The sequence below is a fragment of the Saccharopolyspora spinosa NRRL 18395 genome (genome assembly GCF_000194155.1).
Taxonomy (GTDB): Bacteria; Actinomycetota; Actinomycetes; order Mycobacteriales; family Pseudonocardiaceae; genus Saccharopolyspora; species Saccharopolyspora spinosa.
The window spans coordinates 2,403,791-2,422,864 of sequence record NZ_GL877878.1; the positions used below are offsets into that span (position 1 = coordinate 2,403,791).

At 68.9% G+C, this 19,074-nt stretch carries 25 protein-coding genes; 15 read left to right on the forward strand and 10 right to left on the reverse strand.

All coding sequences use genetic code 11. The features are described 5' to 3' along the window. Positions 1-124: 124 nt before the first annotated feature. Complete coding sequence (locus tag SSPN_RS0112010; RefSeq protein ID WP_010694928.1) at positions 125-1,588, forward strand: amidase; 1,464 nt, start codon at positions 125-127, stop codon at positions 1,586-1,588. 59 nt (positions 1,589-1,647) lie between these two features. On the opposite strand, the gene SSPN_RS0112015 is transcribed toward SSPN_RS0112010, so the two are convergent. Together SSPN_RS0112015 and SSPN_RS0112020 are read right to left on the reverse strand one after the other, a co-directional pair. Next, the gene (locus SSPN_RS0112015; RefSeq protein WP_010694934.1) at positions 1,648-2,841 is read right to left on the reverse strand and encodes an acyl-CoA dehydrogenase family protein; all 1,194 of its coding nucleotides are present in this window, start codon (positions 2,839-2,841) and stop codon (positions 1,648-1,650) included. After that, positions 2,838-4,019 (reverse strand): CaiB/BaiF CoA transferase family protein, encoded by a 1,182-nt coding sequence (locus tag SSPN_RS0112020; protein WP_010694935.1) that lies wholly within the window; start codon positions 4,017-4,019, stop codon positions 2,838-2,840. The genes SSPN_RS0112015 and SSPN_RS0112020 overlap by 4 nt, the downstream gene beginning before the upstream one ends. Before the next feature lie 154 nt (positions 4,020-4,173). Here SSPN_RS0112020 and SSPN_RS0112025 point away from each other — a divergent pair, with 154 nt between their 5' ends. Beyond that, positions 4,174-4,827 carry a GntR family transcriptional regulator gene (locus tag SSPN_RS0112025; protein ID WP_010694936.1) on the forward strand — a complete coding sequence of 218 codons (654 nt, stop codon included), beginning with the start codon at positions 4,174-4,176 and terminating at the stop codon, positions 4,825-4,827. Here SSPN_RS0112025 and SSPN_RS0112030 read toward each other — a convergent pair whose 3' ends face one another. Further along, on the reverse strand, positions 4,828-5,388 hold the full coding sequence (locus tag SSPN_RS0112030) for a TetR/AcrR family transcriptional regulator (protein WP_010694938.1): 561 nt from the start codon (positions 5,386-5,388) through the stop codon (positions 4,828-4,830). 125 nt (positions 5,389-5,513) lie between these two features. Between SSPN_RS0112030 and SSPN_RS59610 the strand changes: the two genes are divergently transcribed. The 6 genes from SSPN_RS59610 to SSPN_RS43535 all read left to right on the forward strand — a co-directional run bounded on the left by SSPN_RS59610 (position 5,514) and on the right by SSPN_RS43535 (position 8,255). Beyond that, positions 5,514-6,059 carry an alcohol dehydrogenase catalytic domain-containing protein gene (locus SSPN_RS59610; RefSeq protein ID WP_237710526.1) on the forward strand — a complete coding sequence of 182 codons (546 nt, stop codon included), beginning with the start codon at positions 5,514-5,516 and terminating at the stop codon, positions 6,057-6,059. Beyond that, positions 6,020-6,541: a zinc-binding dehydrogenase gene (locus SSPN_RS59615; protein WP_237710527.1), complete on the forward strand. Its 522-nt coding sequence runs from the start codon at positions 6,020-6,022 to the stop codon at positions 6,539-6,541. The genes SSPN_RS59610 and SSPN_RS59615 overlap by 40 nt, the downstream gene beginning before the upstream one ends. Further along, on the forward strand, positions 6,538-7,371 hold the full coding sequence (locus SSPN_RS0112040) for an alpha/beta fold hydrolase (protein WP_101376497.1): 834 nt from the start codon (positions 6,538-6,540) through the stop codon (positions 7,369-7,371). The genes SSPN_RS59615 and SSPN_RS0112040 overlap by 4 nt, the downstream gene beginning before the upstream one ends. Before the next feature lie 151 nt (positions 7,372-7,522). After that, positions 7,523-7,666 carry a hypothetical protein gene (locus SSPN_RS43530; RefSeq protein ID WP_010694942.1) on the forward strand — a complete coding sequence of 48 codons (144 nt, stop codon included), beginning with the start codon at positions 7,523-7,525 and terminating at the stop codon, positions 7,664-7,666. Positions 7,667-7,704: 38 nt separating this feature from the next. Beyond that, positions 7,705-8,118: an IS3 family transposase gene (locus SSPN_RS62560; RefSeq protein ID WP_010694944.1), complete on the forward strand. Its 414-nt coding sequence runs from the start codon at positions 7,705-7,707 to the stop codon at positions 8,116-8,118. Next, complete coding sequence (locus SSPN_RS43535) at positions 8,019-8,255, forward strand: hypothetical protein (RefSeq protein WP_010694946.1); 237 nt, start codon at positions 8,019-8,021, stop codon at positions 8,253-8,255. The genes SSPN_RS62560 and SSPN_RS43535 overlap by 100 nt, the downstream gene beginning before the upstream one ends. Positions 8,256-8,385: 130 nt before the next feature. Here the strand turns inward: SSPN_RS43535 and SSPN_RS56650 are convergent, their stop codons facing one another. From SSPN_RS56650 to SSPN_RS0112065, 3 genes are all read right to left on the reverse strand, one after another. After that, on the reverse strand, positions 8,386-8,532 hold the full coding sequence (locus SSPN_RS56650; RefSeq protein WP_010694948.1) for a hypothetical protein: 147 nt from the start codon (positions 8,530-8,532) through the stop codon (positions 8,386-8,388). Between the two features lie 104 nt (positions 8,533-8,636). After that, complete coding sequence (locus SSPN_RS0112060; protein WP_010694950.1) at positions 8,637-9,500, reverse strand: 3-hydroxybutyryl-CoA dehydrogenase; 864 nt, start codon at positions 9,498-9,500, stop codon at positions 8,637-8,639. A gap of 274 nt (positions 9,501-9,774) precedes the next feature. Further along, positions 9,775-10,575 carry an Fpg/Nei family DNA glycosylase gene (locus SSPN_RS0112065; protein WP_010694952.1) on the reverse strand — a complete coding sequence of 267 codons (801 nt, stop codon included), beginning with the start codon at positions 10,573-10,575 and terminating at the stop codon, positions 9,775-9,777. Positions 10,576-10,641: 66 nt separating this feature from the next. Between SSPN_RS0112065 and SSPN_RS0112070 the strand changes: the two genes are divergently transcribed. Then, the gene (locus SSPN_RS0112070) at positions 10,642-11,835 is read left to right on the forward strand and encodes a low temperature requirement protein A (protein ID WP_029535238.1); all 1,194 of its coding nucleotides are present in this window, start codon (positions 10,642-10,644) and stop codon (positions 11,833-11,835) included. Positions 11,836-12,209: 374 nt separating this feature from the next. Next, positions 12,210-12,662, forward strand: a complete 453-nt coding sequence (locus SSPN_RS0112075; protein ID WP_010694954.1) for a peroxiredoxin — start codon at positions 12,210-12,212, stop codon at positions 12,660-12,662. Between the two features lies 1 nt (position 12,663). Here the strand turns inward: SSPN_RS0112075 and SSPN_RS0112080 are convergent, their stop codons facing one another. Further along, positions 12,664-13,308, reverse strand: a complete 645-nt coding sequence (locus SSPN_RS0112080; protein WP_010694955.1) for a trimeric intracellular cation channel family protein — start codon at positions 13,306-13,308, stop codon at positions 12,664-12,666. Between the two features lie 223 nt (positions 13,309-13,531). On the opposite strand from SSPN_RS0112080, the gene SSPN_RS54610 reads away from it, so the two are divergent. Together SSPN_RS54610 and SSPN_RS0112085 are read left to right on the forward strand one after the other, a co-directional pair. Then, entirely contained in the window at positions 13,532-13,903 is a 372-nt protein-coding gene (locus SSPN_RS54610) for a hypothetical protein (protein ID WP_101376496.1), read from the forward strand. Between the two features lie 46 nt (positions 13,904-13,949). Continuing rightward, positions 13,950-14,330, forward strand: a complete 381-nt coding sequence (locus SSPN_RS0112085; protein ID WP_158309559.1) for a hypothetical protein — start codon at positions 13,950-13,952, stop codon at positions 14,328-14,330. Between the two features lie 87 nt (positions 14,331-14,417). On the opposite strand, the gene SSPN_RS0112090 is transcribed toward SSPN_RS0112085, so the two are convergent. Together SSPN_RS0112090 and SSPN_RS0112095 are read right to left on the reverse strand one after the other, a co-directional pair. Beyond that, on the reverse strand, positions 14,418-14,624 hold the full coding sequence (locus SSPN_RS0112090) for a DUF397 domain-containing protein (protein WP_010694960.1): 207 nt from the start codon (positions 14,622-14,624) through the stop codon (positions 14,418-14,420). A gap of 88 nt (positions 14,625-14,712) precedes the next feature. After that, complete coding sequence (locus SSPN_RS0112095) at positions 14,713-15,309, reverse strand: DUF5753 domain-containing protein (RefSeq protein ID WP_010694962.1); 597 nt, start codon at positions 15,307-15,309, stop codon at positions 14,713-14,715. Positions 15,310-15,328: 19 nt separating this feature from the next. Between SSPN_RS0112095 and SSPN_RS43540 the strand changes: the two genes are divergently transcribed. From SSPN_RS43540 to SSPN_RS0112110, 3 genes are all read left to right on the forward strand, one after another. Further along, the gene (locus SSPN_RS43540; protein ID WP_143539516.1) at positions 15,329-15,916 is read left to right on the forward strand and encodes an aminoglycoside phosphotransferase; all 588 of its coding nucleotides are present in this window, start codon (positions 15,329-15,331) and stop codon (positions 15,914-15,916) included. Between the two features lie 139 nt (positions 15,917-16,055). Further along, positions 16,056-16,763: a DddA-like double-stranded DNA deaminase toxin gene (locus SSPN_RS0112105; protein ID WP_010694964.1), complete on the forward strand. Its 708-nt coding sequence runs from the start codon at positions 16,056-16,058 to the stop codon at positions 16,761-16,763. 127 nt (positions 16,764-16,890) lie between these two features. Then, positions 16,891-17,241 (forward strand): Imm1 family immunity protein, encoded by a 351-nt coding sequence (locus SSPN_RS0112110; protein ID WP_044572861.1) that lies wholly within the window; start codon positions 16,891-16,893, stop codon positions 17,239-17,241. Positions 17,242-17,812: 571 nt separating this feature from the next. On the opposite strand, the gene SSPN_RS0112115 is transcribed toward SSPN_RS0112110, so the two are convergent. Beyond that, the gene (locus SSPN_RS0112115) at positions 17,813-18,877 is read right to left on the reverse strand and encodes a substrate-binding domain-containing protein (protein WP_010694966.1); all 1,065 of its coding nucleotides are present in this window, start codon (positions 18,875-18,877) and stop codon (positions 17,813-17,815) included. Between the last annotated feature and the right edge of the window lie 197 nt (positions 18,878-19,074).

The following is a 19,074-nucleotide window of genomic DNA, read 5'->3' on the forward strand; positions in this document are numbered from 1 at the left end:
ACGCTAACGTGACGCACACCTCTCCCCAGCCGACGCGTCTACCCCGGCCGGATGCCACCCTGGTTGACGTCGACCCCGCAGAGGCGCAAGGGTCAGTGGAGTTGATCGACAACAGGAGGACAGCGTGACCGTGGCACCGGGTTCCGGACTCCCCGCGTCGCAGATCCCCGATCTGGTGCTGCTGGACGCCGTGGAGCTGTCCTGGCTGATCCGCCGCCGGGAGATCTCCTGCGTCGAGGCGATGGAGACCTACCTCGGACACATCGACCGGTTCAACCCGGCGGTGAACGCGATCGTCTCCCGCGCCGACGAGACCGAGCTCATCGACCAGGCGCGGCAGCGCGACAAGGAACTCGACTGCGGCGAGTGCGCGGGGTGGATGCACGGTTTCCCGATCGCGGTGAAGGACCTCTCCGACGCGGCGGGGTTCCCCACCACGAAGGGCTCACCGATCTTCGCCGAGAACCTCGCGACGACCGACGACCTGCACGTGCGGCGGATGCGGGACGCCGGCGCGATCGTCATCGGCAAGACCAACGTCCCCGAGTTCGGCCTGGGCTCGCACACCTTCAACCCGGTGTTCGGCACCACGCTCAACGCCTACGACACCACGCGCAGCGCGGGCGGCAGCAGCGGCGGCGCCGGGGCCGCGCTGGCGCTACGGATGTTGCCGGTCGCCGACGGCAGCGACTTCATGGGGTCGCTGCGCAACCCCGCGGCGTGGGGCAACCTCGTGTCGCTGCGGCCCGGCTTCGGCCGCATCCCGAGCGAGGGATTCCTCAGCGAGCCCTCGGTGGTCGGCCCGATGGGGCGCACGGTGCGCGACGTCGCGATGCTGCTGTCCACGATGGCCGGTCCGGACGAGCGTGCACCGCTGAGCATCGAGCAGGATCCCGAGTTGTTCACCGGCAGCCTGGACCGCGACTTCGCGGGCACCCGAATCGGCTGGGTCGGCGACTTCGACGGATACCTGGCCACCGAGCCGGGCCTGCTGGACCTGTGCGCCGAAGCCTTCGGCGCCTTCGCCGAGATCGGCTGCGAGGTCGAGCCGGTGTCGCGCCCGCTGCCGGTCGAGCAGGCCTGGGAGACCTTCCTGCTGTGGCGCTCGTGGATGGTCGGGCGCAACAACATCGGCCTGCACGCCGACCCGGTCACCCGGGCGATGCTCAAACCGGAGGTGGTCTTCGAGGTCGAGGGTTACCAGCAGCTCACCGCGGACGACATCGCACGCGCCTTGACCGGCCGGGACGAGTGGTACGCCGCGGTGTCGCGGCTGTTCGACGAATACGACTTCCTGCTCGCGCCGAGCGCGCAGGTGTTCCCGTTCGACGTCGACCAGCGCTGGCCGCAGGAGATCGCCGGCCGGTCGATGGACACCTACCACCGGTGGATGGAGACGGTCGCGCCGTGGACGCTGTCCGGGCTCCCGATCGCCAACCTGCCGGTCGGTTTCAACGAGGCCGGGCTGCCGATGGGAGTCCAGCTGATCGGCCGCAACCACGCCGAATGGCCGCTCCTGCAGCTGGCCAACTCCTACGAACGAGCCACCGACTGGACCCACCGAGTCCTGCCACCCCTGCTGCGGTAAGGCCCAAACGGGGGCCGGCACCGAGGTTGGAAACGCTCATCTAAGTCGCGGAGCGCGTCTCAGCCGCGGAAGGCCGACAGGCCGGTCAGGGCCTGGCCGATGGTGAGGGCGTGCATCTCGCTGGTGCCCTCGTAGGTCAGCACCGACTCCAGGTTCGTCATGTGCCGGATCACCGGGTACTCCAGCGAGATCCCGTTGGCGCCCAGGATGGTCCGGGCGGTGCGGGCCACCTCCAGCGCGCCGCGGACGTTGTCGAGCTTGCCGAAGCTCACCTGCTGCGGGATCAGCTGCCCGGCGTCCTTGCGCCTGCCGAGGTGCAGCGCCAGCAGCCGTCCATTTTGGACTCGCACCGCCATGTCGGCGAGCTTGCCCTGGGTGAGCTGGAAACCACCGATCGGCCGCCCGAACTGCTCGCGGGTCGTCGCGTAGTCCAACGCCGCCTCCAGGCAGCTGCGCCCGGCGCCGACCGCGCCCCACACGATGCCGTAGCGCGCCTCGTTGAGGCAGGACAGCGGGCCGCGCAGGCCGGTGGCCTCGGGCAGCACCGCGTCGGCGGGCAGCCGGACGTCGTCGAGCACCAGCTCGCTGGTCACCGAGGCGCGCAGCGAAAGCTTGTGCTTGATCTCCGGCGCCGAGAAGCCCGGCGTGTCGGTGGGGACGACGAAACCGCGCACCCCTTCGTCGGTTTGCGCCCACACCACCGCGACCGAGGCGATCGTGCCGTTGGTGATCCACATCTTGCGGCCGCTCAGCACCCAGTCGGAGCCGTCGCGGCGCGCGACGGTGCGCATCGAGGCCGGGTCGGAGCCGTAGTCCGGCTCGGTCAGGCCGAAGCAGCCGATCGCCTCGCCCACGGCCATCTGCGGCAGCCAGTGCTGCTTGTGCTCCTCCGAGCCCCAGCGCCAGATCGCGAACATCGCCAGCGAACCCTGCACCGAGACCAGCGAGCGCAGGCCGGAGTCGCAGGCCTCCAGCTCCTCGCAGGCGATGCCGTAGTCCACTGCGGACAGTCCGGCGCAGCCGTAGCCCTCCAGGTGCATGCCGAGCACGCCGAGCTTGCCCAGCTCCCGGGCGAGTTCCCGGGCCTGCGGGAACTCCCCGCGCTCGAACCACTCCGCGACGTGCGGCTGCACGTGGTCCCGGCACAGCGCGCGCACGCTGTCGCGGATCGCGAGCTGCTCCGGGGTGAATTCGGCGTTGATCCCCAGCGGATCGCGCGGGTCGAACGCGGGACGTTTTCCACCAGCACTCATTGCGGGCTCCTCCTTGAGACGAGCGGGGAAAGCTCTTGCTCGGAGTCCTCCAACCACGCGAGGACTTCCTTGGTGTGTTCGCCAAGCAGCGGCGGCGGTGTCACCTCGGCGCTGCCGTGGTCGGAGAAGTCGATGGGGGTGCGCACCTGCATCGCGGCGCCGCCGCCGGGATCGACCATCGGCCGCAGCCCCAGCGACTCGGCGTAGTGCACCGCCCGCGACAGGTCGTTGACCTGGCCGCATGCGATGCCCACGCCCTGGAGACGCTGCTGCCAGTCCGCGGCCGTCCGCGCGCCGAGCACGTTCTCCAGCTGCCGTGCCAGTTCGTCGCGGTTGGCCACCCGCTCCGCGTTGGTCGCGAACCTCGGGTCGCCGACCAGCGAGACCAAGCCCAGCGCTTCGCACAGCCTGCGGAACTGCGCGTCGTTGCCGACCGCGACGGCCAGGAACGCGTCCTCGCAGCGCAGTGCCTCGTACGGCGCGATGCTGGGGTGCCGGTTGCCCATCCGCTTCGGCGCGATGCCGGTCGTCAGCAGGCTGCTCATCTGGTTCGCCAGCGACGCCAGCAGGCTGGACAGCAGGTTCACCTCGACGTGCTGGCCGTGGCCGGTCAGTTCGCGGTGCCGCAGCGCGGCCATGATGCCCAGCGCCGCGTCCTTGCCGGTGAGCACGTCCACCACCGCCACGCCGACCTTCATCGGCGCGCCTTCGGGCTCGCCGGTGATGCTCATCAGCCCGCCGAGCGCCTGCACGACGAAGTCGTAGCCGGGCAGGTGCGCGCCTTCCTTGCTGCCGAACCCGGAGATCGAGGTGTAGATCAGCCGCGGGTTGAGCTCCCGCGCGCTCTCGTGGCCCAGGCCGTAGCGGGCCAGCGAGCCGGGCTTGAAGTTCTCCACCAGGACGTCGGAGCGGCTGATGAGCCGACGCGCGGCTTCCTGGTCCTGCGGGTCGGCGAGGTCGAGGGTGATGCTGCGCTTGCCCCGGTTGACCGACTCGAAGTAGGCGGAGCTGTACTCGGTCCAGGGCGGTCCCCACGAGCGCGTGTCGTCGCCTTCGCCGGGGCGCTCTACCTTGATCACGGTCGCGCCGAGATCGGCCAGCAGCATGGTCGCGTACGGGCCGGCCAGCACCCGGCTGAAGTCCGCGACGACCACGCCGTCCATCGGCAGCGTCTCCATGCACCCACCCTTCCGCCCGGCAGGCCGGCGAACCGGCCGACCGATAGCAGTGCAGCGCGGTGACGGAGCAGCCGCTTGCATCACCGCGATTTTGGATCCAATATACAGTTGATCGGGCGACGGTCAAGACGCCCGAAAACTTGGGGAGCCTGGGATGCAGCGACCACCCACCACCCAGGAGTTCGTCCTCGACGAGCTCCGAAAGTCCATCGTGTCCGGCGAACTGGCGCCGGGCCAACCGATCCGGCAGGACACCATCGCCCAGCGCCTCGGCGTGAGCCGGGTTCCGCTGCGCGAGGCGCTGAAGACGCTGGAGGCGGAGGGGCAGGTGATCTACCAGCCGCACCGGGGGTACTCGGTGGCCGAGCTGTCGCTGAGCGACCTGCTGGAGGTCTACCGGATGCGCGAGCTGCTCGAATCGGAGGCCGCGGTGGTGGCGACCGAGCGGCTCAGCGATGCCGGCCTGGCCCGGATCACCGACGCCCAGCGCGATGTCGAGAAGGCCGCCGACAGCGGCGACCTGGTGGCCATGATCGCGGCGAACCGCCGATTCCACTTCGCGCTGCTGGAGCCCGCCGGGATGCCCCGCCTGTTGCGCATCGTGCGCACGCTCTGGGACGCCACGGACGCCTACCGCGCGGTGTACTACAACTCCGACACCAACCGCGAGCGCGTCCGCCACGAGCACGACGCGATCGTGGCCGCCGTCGCGGATCGCCGAGCCGACGAACTGGTCCGGCTGCTCGACGACCACCGCCGCCACGCGGTGGACGCACTGCGCACCACCATCGTGTCCGAAGTGGACTGATCAGGCCTTGAGGAGGATTTCCGCGGTTCTGCGCGCTTTCCGGACCGCGTCGGGGAAGCCGGCCGAGGCGGCCACCGTCGCACCCTCGTAGAGCAGCAGGGCGCCGTCCACGAAGTCCGCCGGGTCGGCCAATCCCGCTGCCGCGGCGAGCTCTTCGAAGTACTGCCGCATCCACCGCTTCTGGCCGATGATCACGGCGTGGGCCGGATGCTCCGGATCCGGGATCTCCGCCAGGGCGTTGACGAATCCGCAGCCCCGGAAGTCCGCGCGGTCCATCCACGCCTCGAGCGCGTCGAAGACCGCCAGCAGCTTCTCTCGCGGCGGGCCCGCGGACTCGGCGACCCACCGCTCCAGCCAGGCCCGCCAGCGCTGGTCCCGCTCGACCAGGTACGCGGTGAGGAGCTGGTCCTTCGAGCCGAAGCACGCGTACAGGGTCTTCTTGGTGACCCCGGCCCCGGCGGCGATCGCCTCGACCCCGACGGCGTGGATGCCCTGCCGGTAGAACAGCTCGGCCGCCACGTCCAGCACCCGCCGCCCGGCCGGCGTCAGCTTCTCCAACATCTCCACGTCCCGACTATACCGACCGGTGGGTTGACACGGACCGACCGCGAACGGCTACGGTGGTAGCCACACCGGTCGGTATACCCGTCCCGGCCGCAACCAGGACCCCGAACGGAGTGTTCCCAATGCGCGCAGTGCTGCTCACCGGCTTCGGCGGGCCGGAGAAGCTGGCGTACCGCGAGGACGTGCCGGAGCCGCAGGCCGGACCGGGCGAGGTGCGGATCCGGGTCGCCGCCACGGCCATCAACAACACCGATATCTGGACCCGCGAGGGCGCGTACGGCTCCCCCGACGCCCCCGGGGCGAGCGCCGGCTGGCGGCGGGAGCCGCTGGAGTTCCCGCGCATCCAGGGCGCCGACGTGGTCGGCCGCATCGACCAGATCGGCACGGGCGTGCCCGAGTCCAGGCTGGGCGAGCGGGTGATCGTCGACCCGATGCTCTACACCGGCGGCGAACGGGAACTGGTCGACACCGAGTACCTGGGCAGCGAGCGCGACGGCGGATTCGCCGAATTCACCACCGTGCCCGCCCAGAACGCCCACCCGATCGACAGCGACCTCAGCGATGCGGAGCTGGCGGCTGGCGCCCTTCCCCACCGCCTACGCGACGGCGATGCGCATGCTGAACCGTCGTGGTCACCGGCGCCTCCGGCGGAGTCGGCTCGGCGCTGATCCAGCTCGCGACGCTGCGCGGAGCGCGCGTCGTGGCGATCACCAGCGACGCGAAGCGGGATCGCGCGCTGCGCCTCGGGGCGGATGCGACGGTGGACCGCCGCGCAGCCGACCTGGAGGCGGCGGTGCGCGCCGTTGCGGACCGGGTGGACGTCGTAGCCGACGTCGTGGCCGGGCCGAGCTTCCCGGTGCTGCTGCGGATGCTCGCGCCGCTCGGCCGCTACGTCGTGGCCGGCGGGATCGCCGGACCGCTAGTGGAGACGGACCTGCGCACGGTCTACCTCCGCCAGCTGCAGCTGATCGGCTCGTCGTTCGGCACCCATGAGGACTTCGCCCAGCTCCGGCAGCACATCGCAAACGGCGAGCTGACACCACTGCTGGCCGAGACGTATCCGTTGCAGGAACTTCCCGAAGCACAGAAGGCCTTCGGAGCCAAGGACTTCTTCGGCAAGATCGTCATCACCGTGGACGGCTCAGCATGATCCTTGCACAGCACATGATCGTCGACGGAGTCCGGCTGGCCTACCGGCACACCGCCGGGCGCACCGGCGAAACGCTCGTGTTCCTGCACGGAACGCCGTCGCATTCCCACATCTGGCGCAACGTGATCCCGGCCATCGAATCCGCGGGGCACGGCGTCCTGGCCTACGACCTGCTGGGTTACGGCGCCTCCGAACGACCGCCGAACCGCGACACCTCGGTCACTGCCCAGGCGGATCTGCTGGCAGAAGTGCTGACGCAGCGGGGAATCCGGCGCTGCACGCTGATCGCGCACGACATCGGCGGCGCGGTCGGCCAGATCTTCGCGACCCGCCACCCGGACGGGATCCAGCGCCTGATGCTGATCGACTCGGTCAGCTACGACTCCTGGCCGTCGAGCACCTGGCGGAAGATCATCCGAGACCACCTCGACGACTACGCCGCCATGCCCCGGGCGGACTTCGAGGCGATGCTGACCCGCCAGCTGACCATGACGGTCGCAGACCCGACCCGGATGGCCGGCGACACCCTCGAAGCCTTCCTCGCTCCACATAGGACACCGATGGGCCGGGCGTCGTTCTTCGAACACCAGGTGCGCCAATACGACTCGGCCCCGACGCAACGAGTGGCCCCGCTGCTGAAAGCCCTGACCGCACCGACACGGATCGTGTGGGGAGCCGAAGACAGCTGGCAGCCGGTCACCTTCGCGAAGCGCCTCGCAGAAGACATCCCCAACGCGACCCTGACCGTGGTACCCGATGCGGGCCACTTCCTCATGGAGGACAACCCGACCCGGGTGGTCGAAGAGGTCCAAGCCCTCCTCGCGACCTGATCGGACATGAGGTGAAGGGCGCCTCTCGCCAACTGAACTGCTCCCCGGAAGTTGGACTGAGAAGTTCAGTTCTGATCTCCGGGGAGCAGTCGTATGGCTGGGCGAAGTTCGTTGAGCGCGGAGCAGCGTGCTGCGGCGATAGGGTTGTTCGATGACACTGAAGCCCGCTGACCAGGCCCCGGGCGAGGAAAGCGAGCTCGAAGCGCTGCGGCGGGAGAACGAGCGGCTGCGGGCCGAGAACGCCTACCTGGGAAAATTGCGGGCCTTGAGAGCGCAGGAACAACGGCGAAAGTAGCCGCCGTGATCGCTGTCAGGGCTGAGCATCGTCTCGAGGTGTTGCTCGACGTTGCCGGGCTGGCCCGGTCGACGTTTTTCTACCACCAGGCCCGCCAATCCCGCCCCGATCCGCAGGAGGAGCTCAAGGCCGCGATCCAGGCGGTCTTCGAGGAGAACAAGCGGCGTTACGGGCATCGCGGCATCCACCGGGAACTCGTGGGCGCTGGGTGGCGGGTCGCGAAGAAGACCGCGGGCCGGTTCATTCACCACGTTCCGGAGGATGTCCCGGACGCGCCGGGCCACGCGGTCTCGCCCGTGTCGGTGCAGGACGACACCGCTCCGGAGCGGCGTGGATCGACCCGGCGTTCATCGTGCTGCGGCTCGTCGAAGCCGGGCACGAGCCGAACGACGCGGAGGCGTGGGCGCGCAGGGAGCTCCCGGCGTTCGCGGCCGTCGACGACGACGCGGTGACGGCGTTCGCCTGCTACCTCGCCGGGCTGTGGACGTATTGGGCCGTGACCGACGACGACGGCGGCAAGCGGCACCGGGCGCGCCTCGCCCGCACCTACGCCGCATGGCGTCTCGGCGACCGGGCGGCGATCGCCTGATCAGGCCTCTACGCGCCGGTCGAGCGCAAGAAAGGACGCCCCCGGCCCCGTGAAGCGAGTAGGAACACGGGGCCGGGGGCGTCTCATGCCCGGCGCAGCCATTTACCGGGCGTATGCAACCGAGCGAGCCTTACTCGGCGGGCACTAGCGGCGTCCCGTCCTCGGAGCGGGGCCGGGCCGCCGGGGTCACCCTGCGACGCGCCCAAAACGTGAGGGCGACCGACACGGCGACGCCGAGCGTTGAGAGCCCGACCGTGATCGCGTTCGCGTCCTGCACCGTGATCCATCCGGCCCGGGTCCAACACGGTGTGCGGGTCACGACCGGTCCCAGCGCGGACCCACGAAAAGGGCCCGTCACACTTCACCCGATCCGGGATCCGGTTAGTTGTCGTAGGTGTAGAAGCCCTTGCCGGACTTCTTACCCTTCAGACCCGCGTCGAGCATCCGCTGCAGCAGCGGCGGGGCAGCGTAGGTGGGTTCGGCGTACTCCGCGTACAGCGAGTCCGCGATGGCCTTCAGGGTGTCCAGGCCGACCAGGTCGGACAGCCGCAGCGGGCCCATCGGGTGGGCGCACCCGAGCACCATGCCCTTGTCGATGTCCTCGGCACTGGCGAAACCGCCCTCCAGCATCCGGATCGCCGACAGCAGGTACGGCACCAGCAGCGCGTTGACGATGAACCCGGACCGATCCTTGGCCCGGATGGTTTCCTTGCCCAGCTGCTCGGTGGCGAACGTCGCGGCCCGCTCGACGGTCTGCTCGGAGGTCAGCAGCGACGGCACCAGCTCGACGAGCTTGAGCACCGGCACCGGGTTGAAGAAGTGCACGCCGAGGACCTGCTGCGGGCGGTTGGTGGCGGCGGCGAGCTTGGCGATCGGGATGGACGAGGTGTTCGACGCCAGGATCGCCTCCGGGTCGGCCACCACCTTGTCCAGCTCGGCGAAGAGCTTGAGCTTCAACCCCTCGTCCTCGGCAATCGCCTCGATGACCATGTGCCTGTCGTCGAGGTCGGCGAGCGTGGTGGTGAAGTGCAGCCGGGACTGCGTCTCGTCGCGTTCGGCCTCGGTGAGCTTCCCCTTCTGCACCGCGTGGTTGAGCGACTTCCACAGCTTGGCGCGGCCGGCTCGGGCGGCTTCGGCGTTGACCTCGCACACGATCACGTCGATGCCGGCTCGGGCACCGACCTCCGCGATGCCGCCGCCCATCTGCCCGCCGCCGATGACTCCCAGGCGTTCGATCTTCGTCACAACACCGATCCTTCCGCTTCCGGCTGCGCTGCCGACGCACGGCCGTCGTCGGCCAGATCATGCCAAAAACAGCGGTTACCGACCGGTAAAGAGTGCGCTAGGCCACGTCGATCGCACGATTGCGGGTGGAAGGTGTCCGCGTGGAGCCGGGCCACACCCCGGACCCGGCTCCACGCGGTCGGACCCCCGATCCGCCCCTGACCCCTGAAGTAATTTCAGGTTACAACATGGTCCGCGCATGAACGCATGCACGCCGGGCATGGGTTCCCGCTGGTCACGCTGGCTGGCACGTCGGGCACCACAGGGTGCTGCGGCCGCCGATCCGCATTCGCCGCAACGCCGACGAGCATCGCGGACACCGCCGGTCCGGCTCGTCGCGGTGCCCGGTCAGCCAGGACGCACCATCCGGAACCCGGCCGACGCGAACGGCCTCCCGCAGCATCGCCCGCATCTCGCGGTGCAGCCGATCGAGGTCCGCTGCGCCCAGGTCCGTGGTGGACCGGTTCGGATCGATCCGGGCCCGCCAGAGGATTTCGTCGGCGCAGATGTTGCCGATCCCGGCGAGCACCGCCTGGTCCATCAGGGCCGGCTTGAGGCGCCGCCGGGTGCGGGTGAGCCGCTCGGCGAACTCGTCGGTGCCGATCTCCTGCGCGTCCGGGCCGAGCTCGGCCAGCAGATCGTCCACTTCGTCCTGCTCCCGCGCGAGGTGGATCCCGGTCAGCTTCCGCATGTCCCGGTAGCGGAGTTCACCCGCGGCGAAGTCGAACACGAGCCGGTCGTGCTGGTGCAGCTCGTCGCCGTGGGCGCACCACTGGAGACTCCCCGTCATCCCGAAGTGCAGCAGCAAGGTCGGCGGCGCAGGCGAGGCGTTCACGGCGGCCGCCGTCGCGATCAGCAGCCATTTGCCGTGCCGCCGAGGTTCGGCGAAGTACCTGCGCCGCAGTGCGCGCTGGAACGCATCTGCGCCGATACCGCGCAGCACCTGCGCGTCGTGCACGCGCACCTCGCGCACCTGCCGACCGGTCGCCTGCTCCGCGACCCGGCGGAATCCCGCTACATCGGGCAGTTCGGGCATGTACCCCGGCTACCCGCTGGTGCGTCGTCCTAGCAGTTCGAGTCGGCCTCGAAGACAATTTCGACCATGAGCGAGCACATCCCACCCCTGCGGCGTCCAATGGTCGCGCGAGACCCCGCCGAGCAGCACCGCGTGGCCACGCCGTTGGAATTGCTCTTCGACCTGTGCTTCGTGGCCGCCGTCGGCCAGGCCGCCGCGCAGTTGCACCACGGGCTCGCCGAGGGGCACTTCGCCGCCACCGGCATCGGTTACCTCATGGTGTTCTTCGCGATCTGGTGGGCGTGGATGAACTTCACCTGGTTCGCCTCCGCCTACGACACCGACGACGTGGCCTACCGCGCGTTGACGCTGCTGCAGATGGCCGGGGTGCTGGTACTCGCCGCCGGGGTGCCCGGGGCGTTCCACGACTACGACTTCACCATCGCGACCATCGGTTACGTAGTGATGCGCGTGGCGATGGTGGCCCAGTGGCTGCGCGCCGCCCGGCAACATCCCGAGGGGCGTGCCGCCGCGCTGCGCTACGCGGGCGGCGTGACCGTGGTGCAGGTTGGCTGGATCTTGCGCTTGGCGCTGCCGCACCCGTGGTCGGAGGTCGGATTCGTGGTGCTGGTGCTGGCCGAACTCGCCGTTCCGGCGGTCGCCGAGAAGCGCCGGCAGACCGCCTGGCACCCGCACCACATCGCGGAGCGCTACGGGCTGTTCACGATCATCGTGCTCGGCGAGGTGGTGCTCGCCGTGACCGCCGCGATCCAGGAGGACGTCGCCGACGGCGGCTGGTCGGCGGAGCTGCTGGAGATCGGCTTCGGCGGGCTGCTGATGATCTTCGCGATGTGGTGGACCTACTTCAAGCACTCCGCCGTCGAGCACCTGCGCGATTCGCTGCGCGCCTCGTTGTCTTGGGGCTACGGCCACTACTTGGTATTCGCCGGGATCGCCGCGGTCGGGGCCGGGCTGGAGGTGGCGATCGACAGCAGCGCCCACAAGGCGCATGTGAGCGCCGTCACCGCGGCGCTGACCGTCGCGATCCCACTGATCGTCTACCTGGTGACGACGGGCATCCTGCATTCCGGGATGGCCGATGCGGGCGTCGCGATCCTGGTGGCGACGGCCGTGGGCTGCGGGCTGCTCGTGGCGACGGCGCTGCTGGCGGACCGTCTCAGCATCTCGGGGACAGTGCTGGTGATGGGAATCCTGATGGCCCTCCTGTTGGTGGCCGGGCTGTTCATCCAGCACGGGCGACGCAGCGCGCCGGCGCGCTGACTCCGGCACCCGCGTGCCAGGCGATGACTTCGCGCGAAAACGTCGCCTGGCACGCGTGGGAAAGGGCGATTCCGCGCGAAATCGCCACTGTTCCCCCGTAATGGCCCCAAGCGGCGCGACCACACGCGGAACGCGATCCCGCTGCCGCACTTGCGGATGGACGCGCGACAGGCGCCGGTTCAGATGAAAACCGCTCCGCCACAAGCTGGTCCGGCAGCACCGCCCATGCATCGACGGCTGCCATCCGCGCCGCCACGATCCCGGGCCGACCGGAGCGTCCCGCCTGCTGCGCATGGGTGGTTGCGGGCGGACCGGCACCGGGAGTCACTACGGTGCGCATACGATTTGGGCCCCGAGTCCTTGGAGGAGCCAGGATGCGAGAAGGCGACGCAGTGGCGGATTTCGTGCTGCCGGACCAGCAGGGTACCGAGCGCAAGCTGTCCGATCTGCTGGCCGACGGTCCCGTGGTGCTGTTCTTCTACCCCGCGGCGATGACCACCGGCTGCACCGCGGAAGGCTGCCACTTCCGCGACCTGTCCGCGGAGTTCGCCGAGCTCGGCGCGCAGCCGGTCGGGATCAGCACGGACCCGGTGGCGAAGCAGCGGAAGTTCGCCGAAGCCAACAGCTTCGCTTTCCCGCTGCTGTCCGACTTCGAGGGAATGGTGGCGCGCCAGTTCGGCGTGAAGCGGCGGTTCGGCCCCATTCCCGTGAAGCGCCACACGTTCGTCATCGATCAGCAGCGTCGGGTGCTTTCGGTGATCCGCAACGAGTTCCGGATGGCTGCGCACGCCGACGCAGCATTGGAAGCGCTCCGGCAGAACCCGTAGCTCACGACGGTGTCATCCCCCGGGCCAGCGGCGCCCGCCAGCCGTAGCGCAAGGCGAGCAGCCGGACGCTGACCGCGAGCAGCGCAGCGAGCGTGCTGGTGATCGGCGTCAGCACGTTCGCCACTGCCAGGATCGAGACCAGCGCGCTGCCGAGGAGCGCGGGCACCGCGTAGATCTCGCTCTTCGGGTGCAGCAGCGCCGGGATCTCTCCCGCGAGAACGTCCCGGGCCGCGCCGCCGCCGATCGCGGTCGCCGCGCCGAGCGCGATAGCCGCCAGCGGATGCATGCCGTAGTTCAGCGCCTTGATGCTGCCCGCAACGCAGAACACACCGAGGCCGACGGCGTCGAAGAACATCACGAACCGCCGGATCCGGGCGAGCCTGGGGTGCCAGAAGAACACCGCCACCGAGGCCACCAGCGGCGTGGTGAAGTAGGCGACGTTGGTGAAAGCCACCGGCGGCACGGCGCCGATCACCAGGTCCCGGAACAGCCCGCCGCCGAGCGCGGTCACCTCGGCCAGCACCGCGATGCCGACGGCGTCGAAGCGCTTTCGCACGGCGAGCAGGGCGCCGGAGAGCGCGAAGGCGAAGATCCCGACCAGATCCAGGATCTCCTGCACGAGCGGATTAACGATCGCGGTACCCACCGCGACATTCTCGCGACCACCCCGACCCCGGGAGGGGTGGAGGGCGCCTTTCGCGGGGCCGCGTTGGGACCGGTCGTGACCTGCACGGATACGGGTGATGCGTGGGACGTGCCCCACGGATTGCCCCACGAGATCAACATCCGTGCTCGACGCGGCCGTCCCACGCGGGCTCGCGTGCCCCCTGGTCGTGCATGGCGCTGAACCTTACGAGAGAGGTTCAGCGATGAGTAAGCAGGTGTGGGCCGAGGAACATCCGTCCGGCAACTACTCCGGCCGGTACCGCCACCCGATCACGCGCAGCGAGGAACGCGCCGGATCGTTCCCCAGTGAAGACGAGGCGCTTGCCGCCGCCCGTAAGGCAATGCGGGAGATCACCCGCATCTACAACGGCGACCCGGACCTATCCCCGGTCTCCGGCGCGCCGACGCTGGCGGAGTACGCGCACGAGGCGATCGCGCGGGCCGGGAGGGATACACGACGGTCCGCTCCGTGCGAGCTTCCGCACGTGCGCCAAGCTGATCGACGACGACACGGGCGGGTTGCTCACGTGCGCGATGCCGTACCGGCTGTGGGTGGCAATCCTGGTCAGTCGTGACACGGGGCTACGGATCTCCGAAGTCGCCGGGCTGCGGGTGGCGGATGTGAACACCGCCCGTCGGCGGCTCTCGCTGGTCGGCTCGTTCGATCCCGAGGGCGTATGGCGGGAGCACACCAAAGGCCACCGCGCCGGGATCGAGCTGCCATTCGGCGCAGCGCAGCACCAAGAAAACAGCGCCGTGAACGACCAGATTTCCACCCTAGACACAGAGGGTTTCGCGATGCCTGCGGTTATGCAGGACTCTGCAATTCTCGACACCGACCCGGACGAGCTCATCACCCGACATCGGGCAATGGAATTGCTCGGCGTCACCCGGCCGCCAGCGTGGCGGCGACTCGTGCGTGACGGCGAGATCGCGATCTTTCAACCCGCCGCCGGACCGAAACCGGCGTACGTGGTACCGCGCCGCGCAGCGGAGCGGTAAGCGTCGCTGACGTGGCGTACAGCGCGCGTAGCGATGCGCCCCCCGTCTACGGTCGAGCGGAGACGGGGGCGCGGTTGTGGGTGTTGGTCAGCCGAGCTCACCCGACTTCACCCGGCCCAGGAACGCCGCAAAGGCGGTCCCGCTGAACTCGAGGATCGGGCGGCTCGGGTCGGCCGCCTGCTTGGTGTCACGGATGGCACGGCCGGTGTCGGCGAAGCCGATCTCGACGCAGTTGCCGCCGTTGGTGCCGGACCGGCTCGACTTGCGCCACGTGTTGTAGGGGTGTTCGGGCATCGGTGTGCCCCTCTCAGGTTTGCTCGCTTCACTGGTCGAGCTCACCGACGATCACCGTATAGCGATCGGTGCCGCCGGGGTCCTCCTGTTAGATCGCGCCTCGCTCATGCTCGATATAGACGAACGCGGGGTCGGCTTCCTCCGGGAACTGCATCATCACGAATGCGCCGGACATGCCCGGATGCGAACCGGCCGAGAATGGCACGATGCGCAATTCCACGTGATCGAGCTTGGACGACTCGAGAAGGTGCTCAAGCTGTCCGCGCCATACCTCGCGCTCGCCGACAGTGCGTCGAATTACCGCCTCGTTTATGTAGAAATGGAGGCGTGGCGGATGGTCGCCGTCAAGCCGTTCTTGGCGTTCACGGCGCAACAATACTTGCCGCTCGATTTCATCGCTCGACATGTTCGGCTGGTTGGTCCGCATGGCAGCCCGGACGTAGTCCGCGGATTGCAATAGTCCGGGCACATATTCAGGCTCGTATGTCCATAGGTCGAGCGCGTCGGCTTCGAGTCCGATGTATTGCCTGAACCAATCCGGGACCGTTTCTCGGTACGCCGTCCACCATCCGCGCTCGTTCGATTCCTTCGCGAGCTTGGCGAGGTAACCGGCTTTCGACTCGTCGACGTCGTAAAGCTGGCACAGTGCCCGGACGGTCTGCACCTTGATCGCCTGAGCCGTCATCGCGCCGTACGTGGCGGCCGTGTCGCCGCGTCTGCTGTGGCGCGTGGAGGTCGACGGCTGGGACTTGATCGGCGTCGAGTGGGTCGACGGCCGTCACCCCGACTACCGGCCGGGCTCGCCGGACCTCCCCGCCGTCTTCGAGGTTCTGTGCCGACTCGGCGCCGTCGAGTGCCCGGACCTGCCGGAGCTCAAACGCCCGGTGCAACGGTCGGGCGCTTATGTCGACGATTCGGCCGAGCTCGACGCGCTAGCGGGCTCGACGTTGCTGCACACGGACTACAACCCGTTGAACGTCATTATCGATCGGACCGGCCGGGCGCACCTGATCGATTGGGCGTGGCCTACGCGGGGCGCGGCGTTCATCGACCCGGCGACCTTGGTGTATCGGCTGATCGCCGACGGGCATGCGCCCGCCAGTGCGGAGGCGTGGGTCGCCGAGACGCCCGCGTGGACGGCCGCGTCGGCGGAGGCGGTCGACATCTTCGCCCGCGCCAACGCCCGCGTGTGGGCGCAGATCGCCGCCGACGATCCGCACCCGTGGAAACGGCACATGTCGACGGTCACGCGGGAATGGTCCGAGAGCCGACGGGGCGCGTCTCGTCGCTGACTCTGAACCTGTTTTCGCAGTTCATGACCATGAGCGCCTACCGCCGGCACGAACCGCGGGGGTGATCTTGAAACGGTGTCGGTGATCCCCGGCATGATCGGCCGTCCGACTGTGACGGCGACAGGATCGGGGCGCACGGATGTCGGTGGAGGATGTCGACCGGAAGCTAGCGACGGCCGTCGGCAAGCTCGACGAGGCGGCCGAGAAGATCACGACGGCGACGCTTTCGTGCTCGGAGGGCCGGGACGCTCTCGGGTACGCGTTGACGGGTGCGACCGATCCGGAAGCACTCGAAGCGCTCGGCTTGCAGGAGACGGCGGCCGACCAGCTCGACGAGGCACGCGCCAAGGTGGCGGCGATCCGGGAGCGGATCGAGCAGTACCGCCGGAGTATCGGCGCGGGGGCGAGCTCGGCCGCCGGGAGCGCGCCGCCGGAACCGGAGCGCCCGGCCGCGCCGAAGCGCCCGCCGAACGTCGTCGGCGTCGACGGTTCGGAGTATCCAGCGGCGGCGGCGTGGGCCGTCGACGAGGGCTTACCCCCACGTGTGCAGCGCGGCGCGGGCTCGCCGACGGTCGGCTACGTCCGTGTGAACGGGCTCCCGACGCGGGTTCAGTCCGGGGCCGACGGATTCTCGGACATGGTCGATCAACGGCTACAGGAGATCGGCGTTCGCCGCCCGCTTGACCTACGGCGGCACGTCGAAATGAAGGTCGCGGCGATGATGACCCGGACCGGTGATCAACATCAGGAAGTCGTGATCAACCACGCCCCGTGTGGCTCGGAGCCGGGGCAGACACGGGGTGCCATGACATGCTTGAACCGTTCTTGCCACGGGGGCACTCGATGACCGTGCACGGAACGACGGCCGACGGGAAACCGTTCAGCCACACCTATCACGGGAAGGGATCATGACGGCGAGTGCGAGCGATCTGCTACGGGGCAACGACATTGATGTTCGGCAGCTTCCGCCGGATGTGGATCTGGTCGACGCGATTCGGCAACTGAGCCAAGATCCGGAGCTTGGTTGTCCGTGGTCCTGGACGTTGTCGAGCCTTCGCGATGACCTTCCGTGGTACGAGCAACCGGCGTTGTCGGTGGGCGTCCGTGACGCTGAGACGGGCGCGCTCGTCTGGCAGGATCAACCGCTGATGGTTCCGGCGAACGGAACCAATGCGGGGCCTGTCGACTACTGGCTAGGCGGGCTTCACCACACGCCGATGGACGCGCACACGGAGGTGCCGATCGAGCTCGTTCTACGTGCCGTCGCCGAATACGTGCGCACGGGCCAGCGCCCGACGTGTGTTGAGTGGATCGCGGTGTGCTGACACGGATGCGCAGTGCATCGTGCGGCGACTGAAAGAAGGATCGCCGTGGCTCAACTGAACGCACGGGACACGATCGCGGTGGTCGATGACGTGGGAGGTCGGCCCCGCGAGCGCCTTGCACGAGAGAAGCGGCCATGACGCCCCCGCCGGATGGTCTTCCGGCGGGGGCGTTGTCGATCTCTACGGCCCACTTCCGGGGGCGCGTCCGCATGGGGCAGGCGTGGGAAAGGGCTTGATCAACGGCGTAGGACAAACGTGGGCTCGAAACCGTCCCACTGCGTACTCACAGCAGGTCAGCAGCGTATAGACTGCGTACGATCAACCCGCTGGTCACACCACCCGTGACCAGCGTTTTACCAGGTCAGCGCCAAGCCTCCGAGAAAAGGGCGCCTTCGGTCGGCCAAGGAGCCTGTTGCGTTTTCGGCTAAAACGGCTGAACCGAAGTACCAAATCAGTCTCGATCGCCGCCGTTCGTCCGCCAGTGGCCATCTCAGCCGTGATCGATCGATCACGGTATGTGGTGGGCGTAATTTTGCAACAGGCTCCAAGCCAAGTCGGTCGAAGACATCCCTCACTCCCACTCGATCGTGTGATGGGTTAGGGGCACCAGTGACCCGGTTGCTCGGTCCCGGGTGCCCGTCGCCTCGTGAAGAATCAGGCGGGTGGGTTCTCGCAGGTGGGGTTCAGCGGTGATCAGCATCGAACCGGTGTCCGGGTTGGGCATCGGGTCCGCGGAACCGCGGATCTTGCCGATCGCCGCGTTGACCGACGCGAAGCCCATCCGGAACGGGTTCTGCGCGATCAACCCGGTGATCACGCCGTCCCGCAACCCCTGGATCTCGCCCTCCGAGGTGTCCCAGCCGATGACCTTCACCTGCCCGACCTTCCCCGCCTGCCGCACGGCCTCCGCCGCGCCGAGCACGCTGGGCTCGTTGGCCGCGTAGATGCCGTTGAGGTCCGGGTTGGCGGTCAGGATGTCCTGGGTGACCTGCAACGCCCGGTTGTAGTCGCTGTCGCTGGACTGCTGCGCGACCAGCTGCAGCCCGGGGTGCTTGGCCATGCCCTTCTTGAAGCCCTCGGCACGCGTCTCGTTGGTGCTCGTGCCGGGCTGGAACTCGATGAACGCCACCTTGCCCTTGCCGCCGAGCTGCTCGGCGAGCACGTCGGTGGCCTGCTCGGCGGCGGCGACGTTGTTCGTCGCGAACACCGGCACGTCCGGCGGCTGCGGGGTGGTGCCGGAGTCCATGTTGACCACCGTCGTGCCCTGGCCCTGCGCGGACTTGCTGATGTCGGCCAGCGCCTTGGCGTCCGTCGCCGCGTACACCAGGCCCTTGACGTCGCCCTGCGACAGCATGTCCTGCAGCAGGCTCTGCTGGCCGCTGACGTCGCTCTCGGCGTGCACCCCGTCCCAGTGGACCGTCACGTCCTGGTGCTTGGCGCCCGCGCACTCGGCGCCCACCCGCACTTTCTCCCAGAAGTCGAAACCGATCGCCTTCGGCACCACGGCGAGCTTGATCGGCCCGCCCTGCTGGACACCACCGCCGGTCTGCTCGCGCACCCCGACGCTGCACGCGGCAGTGCCCAGCACAGCGGCCACCGAAAGCAGGGCGGACGTCGCGGTCAGTACCTTCTTCATCGCCGAGCTCCCTTGCTCATCGCGGCTTACTGCGTTGGTGTTCGGGTCTTGTCTTGAAGCGGCGAAGCAACTCAGCCCGCCCCCACAATTTGCACCGCCGCGGGTTCTCAGCCGCTTCCTGGCGAGGACAGCCCCTTCGCCGCGTGCCGGACAAGGGGCTCCCACAGTCCAGGGAGCGTCTGAGGTTCCGCTACCGC

Excerpts from the sequence above, each read along its gene's own strand:
- SSPN_RS0112015 (WP_010694934.1), bottom strand. The coding sequence starts at position 2,841 with ATGAGTGCTGGTGGAAAACGTCCCGCGTTCGACCCGCGCGATCCGCTG.
- SSPN_RS0112020 (WP_010694935.1), bottom strand. The coding sequence starts at position 4,019 with ATGGAGACGCTGCCGATGGACGGCGTGGTCGTCGCGGACTTCAGCCGG.
- SSPN_RS0112025 (WP_010694936.1), top strand. The coding sequence starts at position 4,174 with ATGCAGCGACCACCCACCACCCAGGAGTTCGTCCTCGACGAGCTCCGA.
- SSPN_RS0112030 (WP_010694938.1), bottom strand. The coding sequence starts at position 5,388 with ATGTTGGAGAAGCTGACGCCGGCCGGGCGGCGGGTGCTGGACGTGGCG.
- SSPN_RS59610 (WP_237710526.1), top strand. The coding sequence starts at position 5,514 with ATGCGCGCAGTGCTGCTCACCGGCTTCGGCGGGCCGGAGAAGCTGGCG.
- SSPN_RS0112040 (WP_101376497.1), top strand. The coding sequence starts at position 6,538 with ATGATCCTTGCACAGCACATGATCGTCGACGGAGTCCGGCTGGCCTAC.
- SSPN_RS43530 (WP_010694942.1), top strand. The coding sequence starts at position 7,523 with ATGACACTGAAGCCCGCTGACCAGGCCCCGGGCGAGGAAAGCGAGCTC.
- SSPN_RS0112065 (WP_010694952.1), bottom strand. The coding sequence starts at position 10,575 with ATGCCCGAACTGCCCGATGTAGCGGGATTCCGCCGGGTCGCGGAGCAG.
- SSPN_RS0112070 (WP_029535238.1), top strand. The coding sequence starts at position 10,642 with ATGAGCGAGCACATCCCACCCCTGCGGCGTCCAATGGTCGCGCGAGAC.
- SSPN_RS0112075 (WP_010694954.1), top strand. The coding sequence starts at position 12,210 with ATGCGAGAAGGCGACGCAGTGGCGGATTTCGTGCTGCCGGACCAGCAG.
- SSPN_RS54610 (WP_101376496.1), top strand. The coding sequence starts at position 13,532 with ATGAGTAAGCAGGTGTGGGCCGAGGAACATCCGTCCGGCAACTACTCC.
- SSPN_RS0112090 (WP_010694960.1), bottom strand. The coding sequence starts at position 14,624 with ATGCCCGAACACCCCTACAACACGTGGCGCAAGTCGAGCCGGTCCGGC.
- SSPN_RS0112095 (WP_010694962.1), bottom strand. The coding sequence starts at position 15,309 with ATGACGGCTCAGGCGATCAAGGTGCAGACCGTCCGGGCACTGTGCCAG.
- SSPN_RS0112105 (WP_010694964.1), top strand. The coding sequence starts at position 16,056 with ATGTCGGTGGAGGATGTCGACCGGAAGCTAGCGACGGCCGTCGGCAAG.
- SSPN_RS0112115 (WP_010694966.1), bottom strand. The coding sequence starts at position 18,877 with ATGAAGAAGGTACTGACCGCGACGTCCGCCCTGCTTTCGGTGGCCGCT.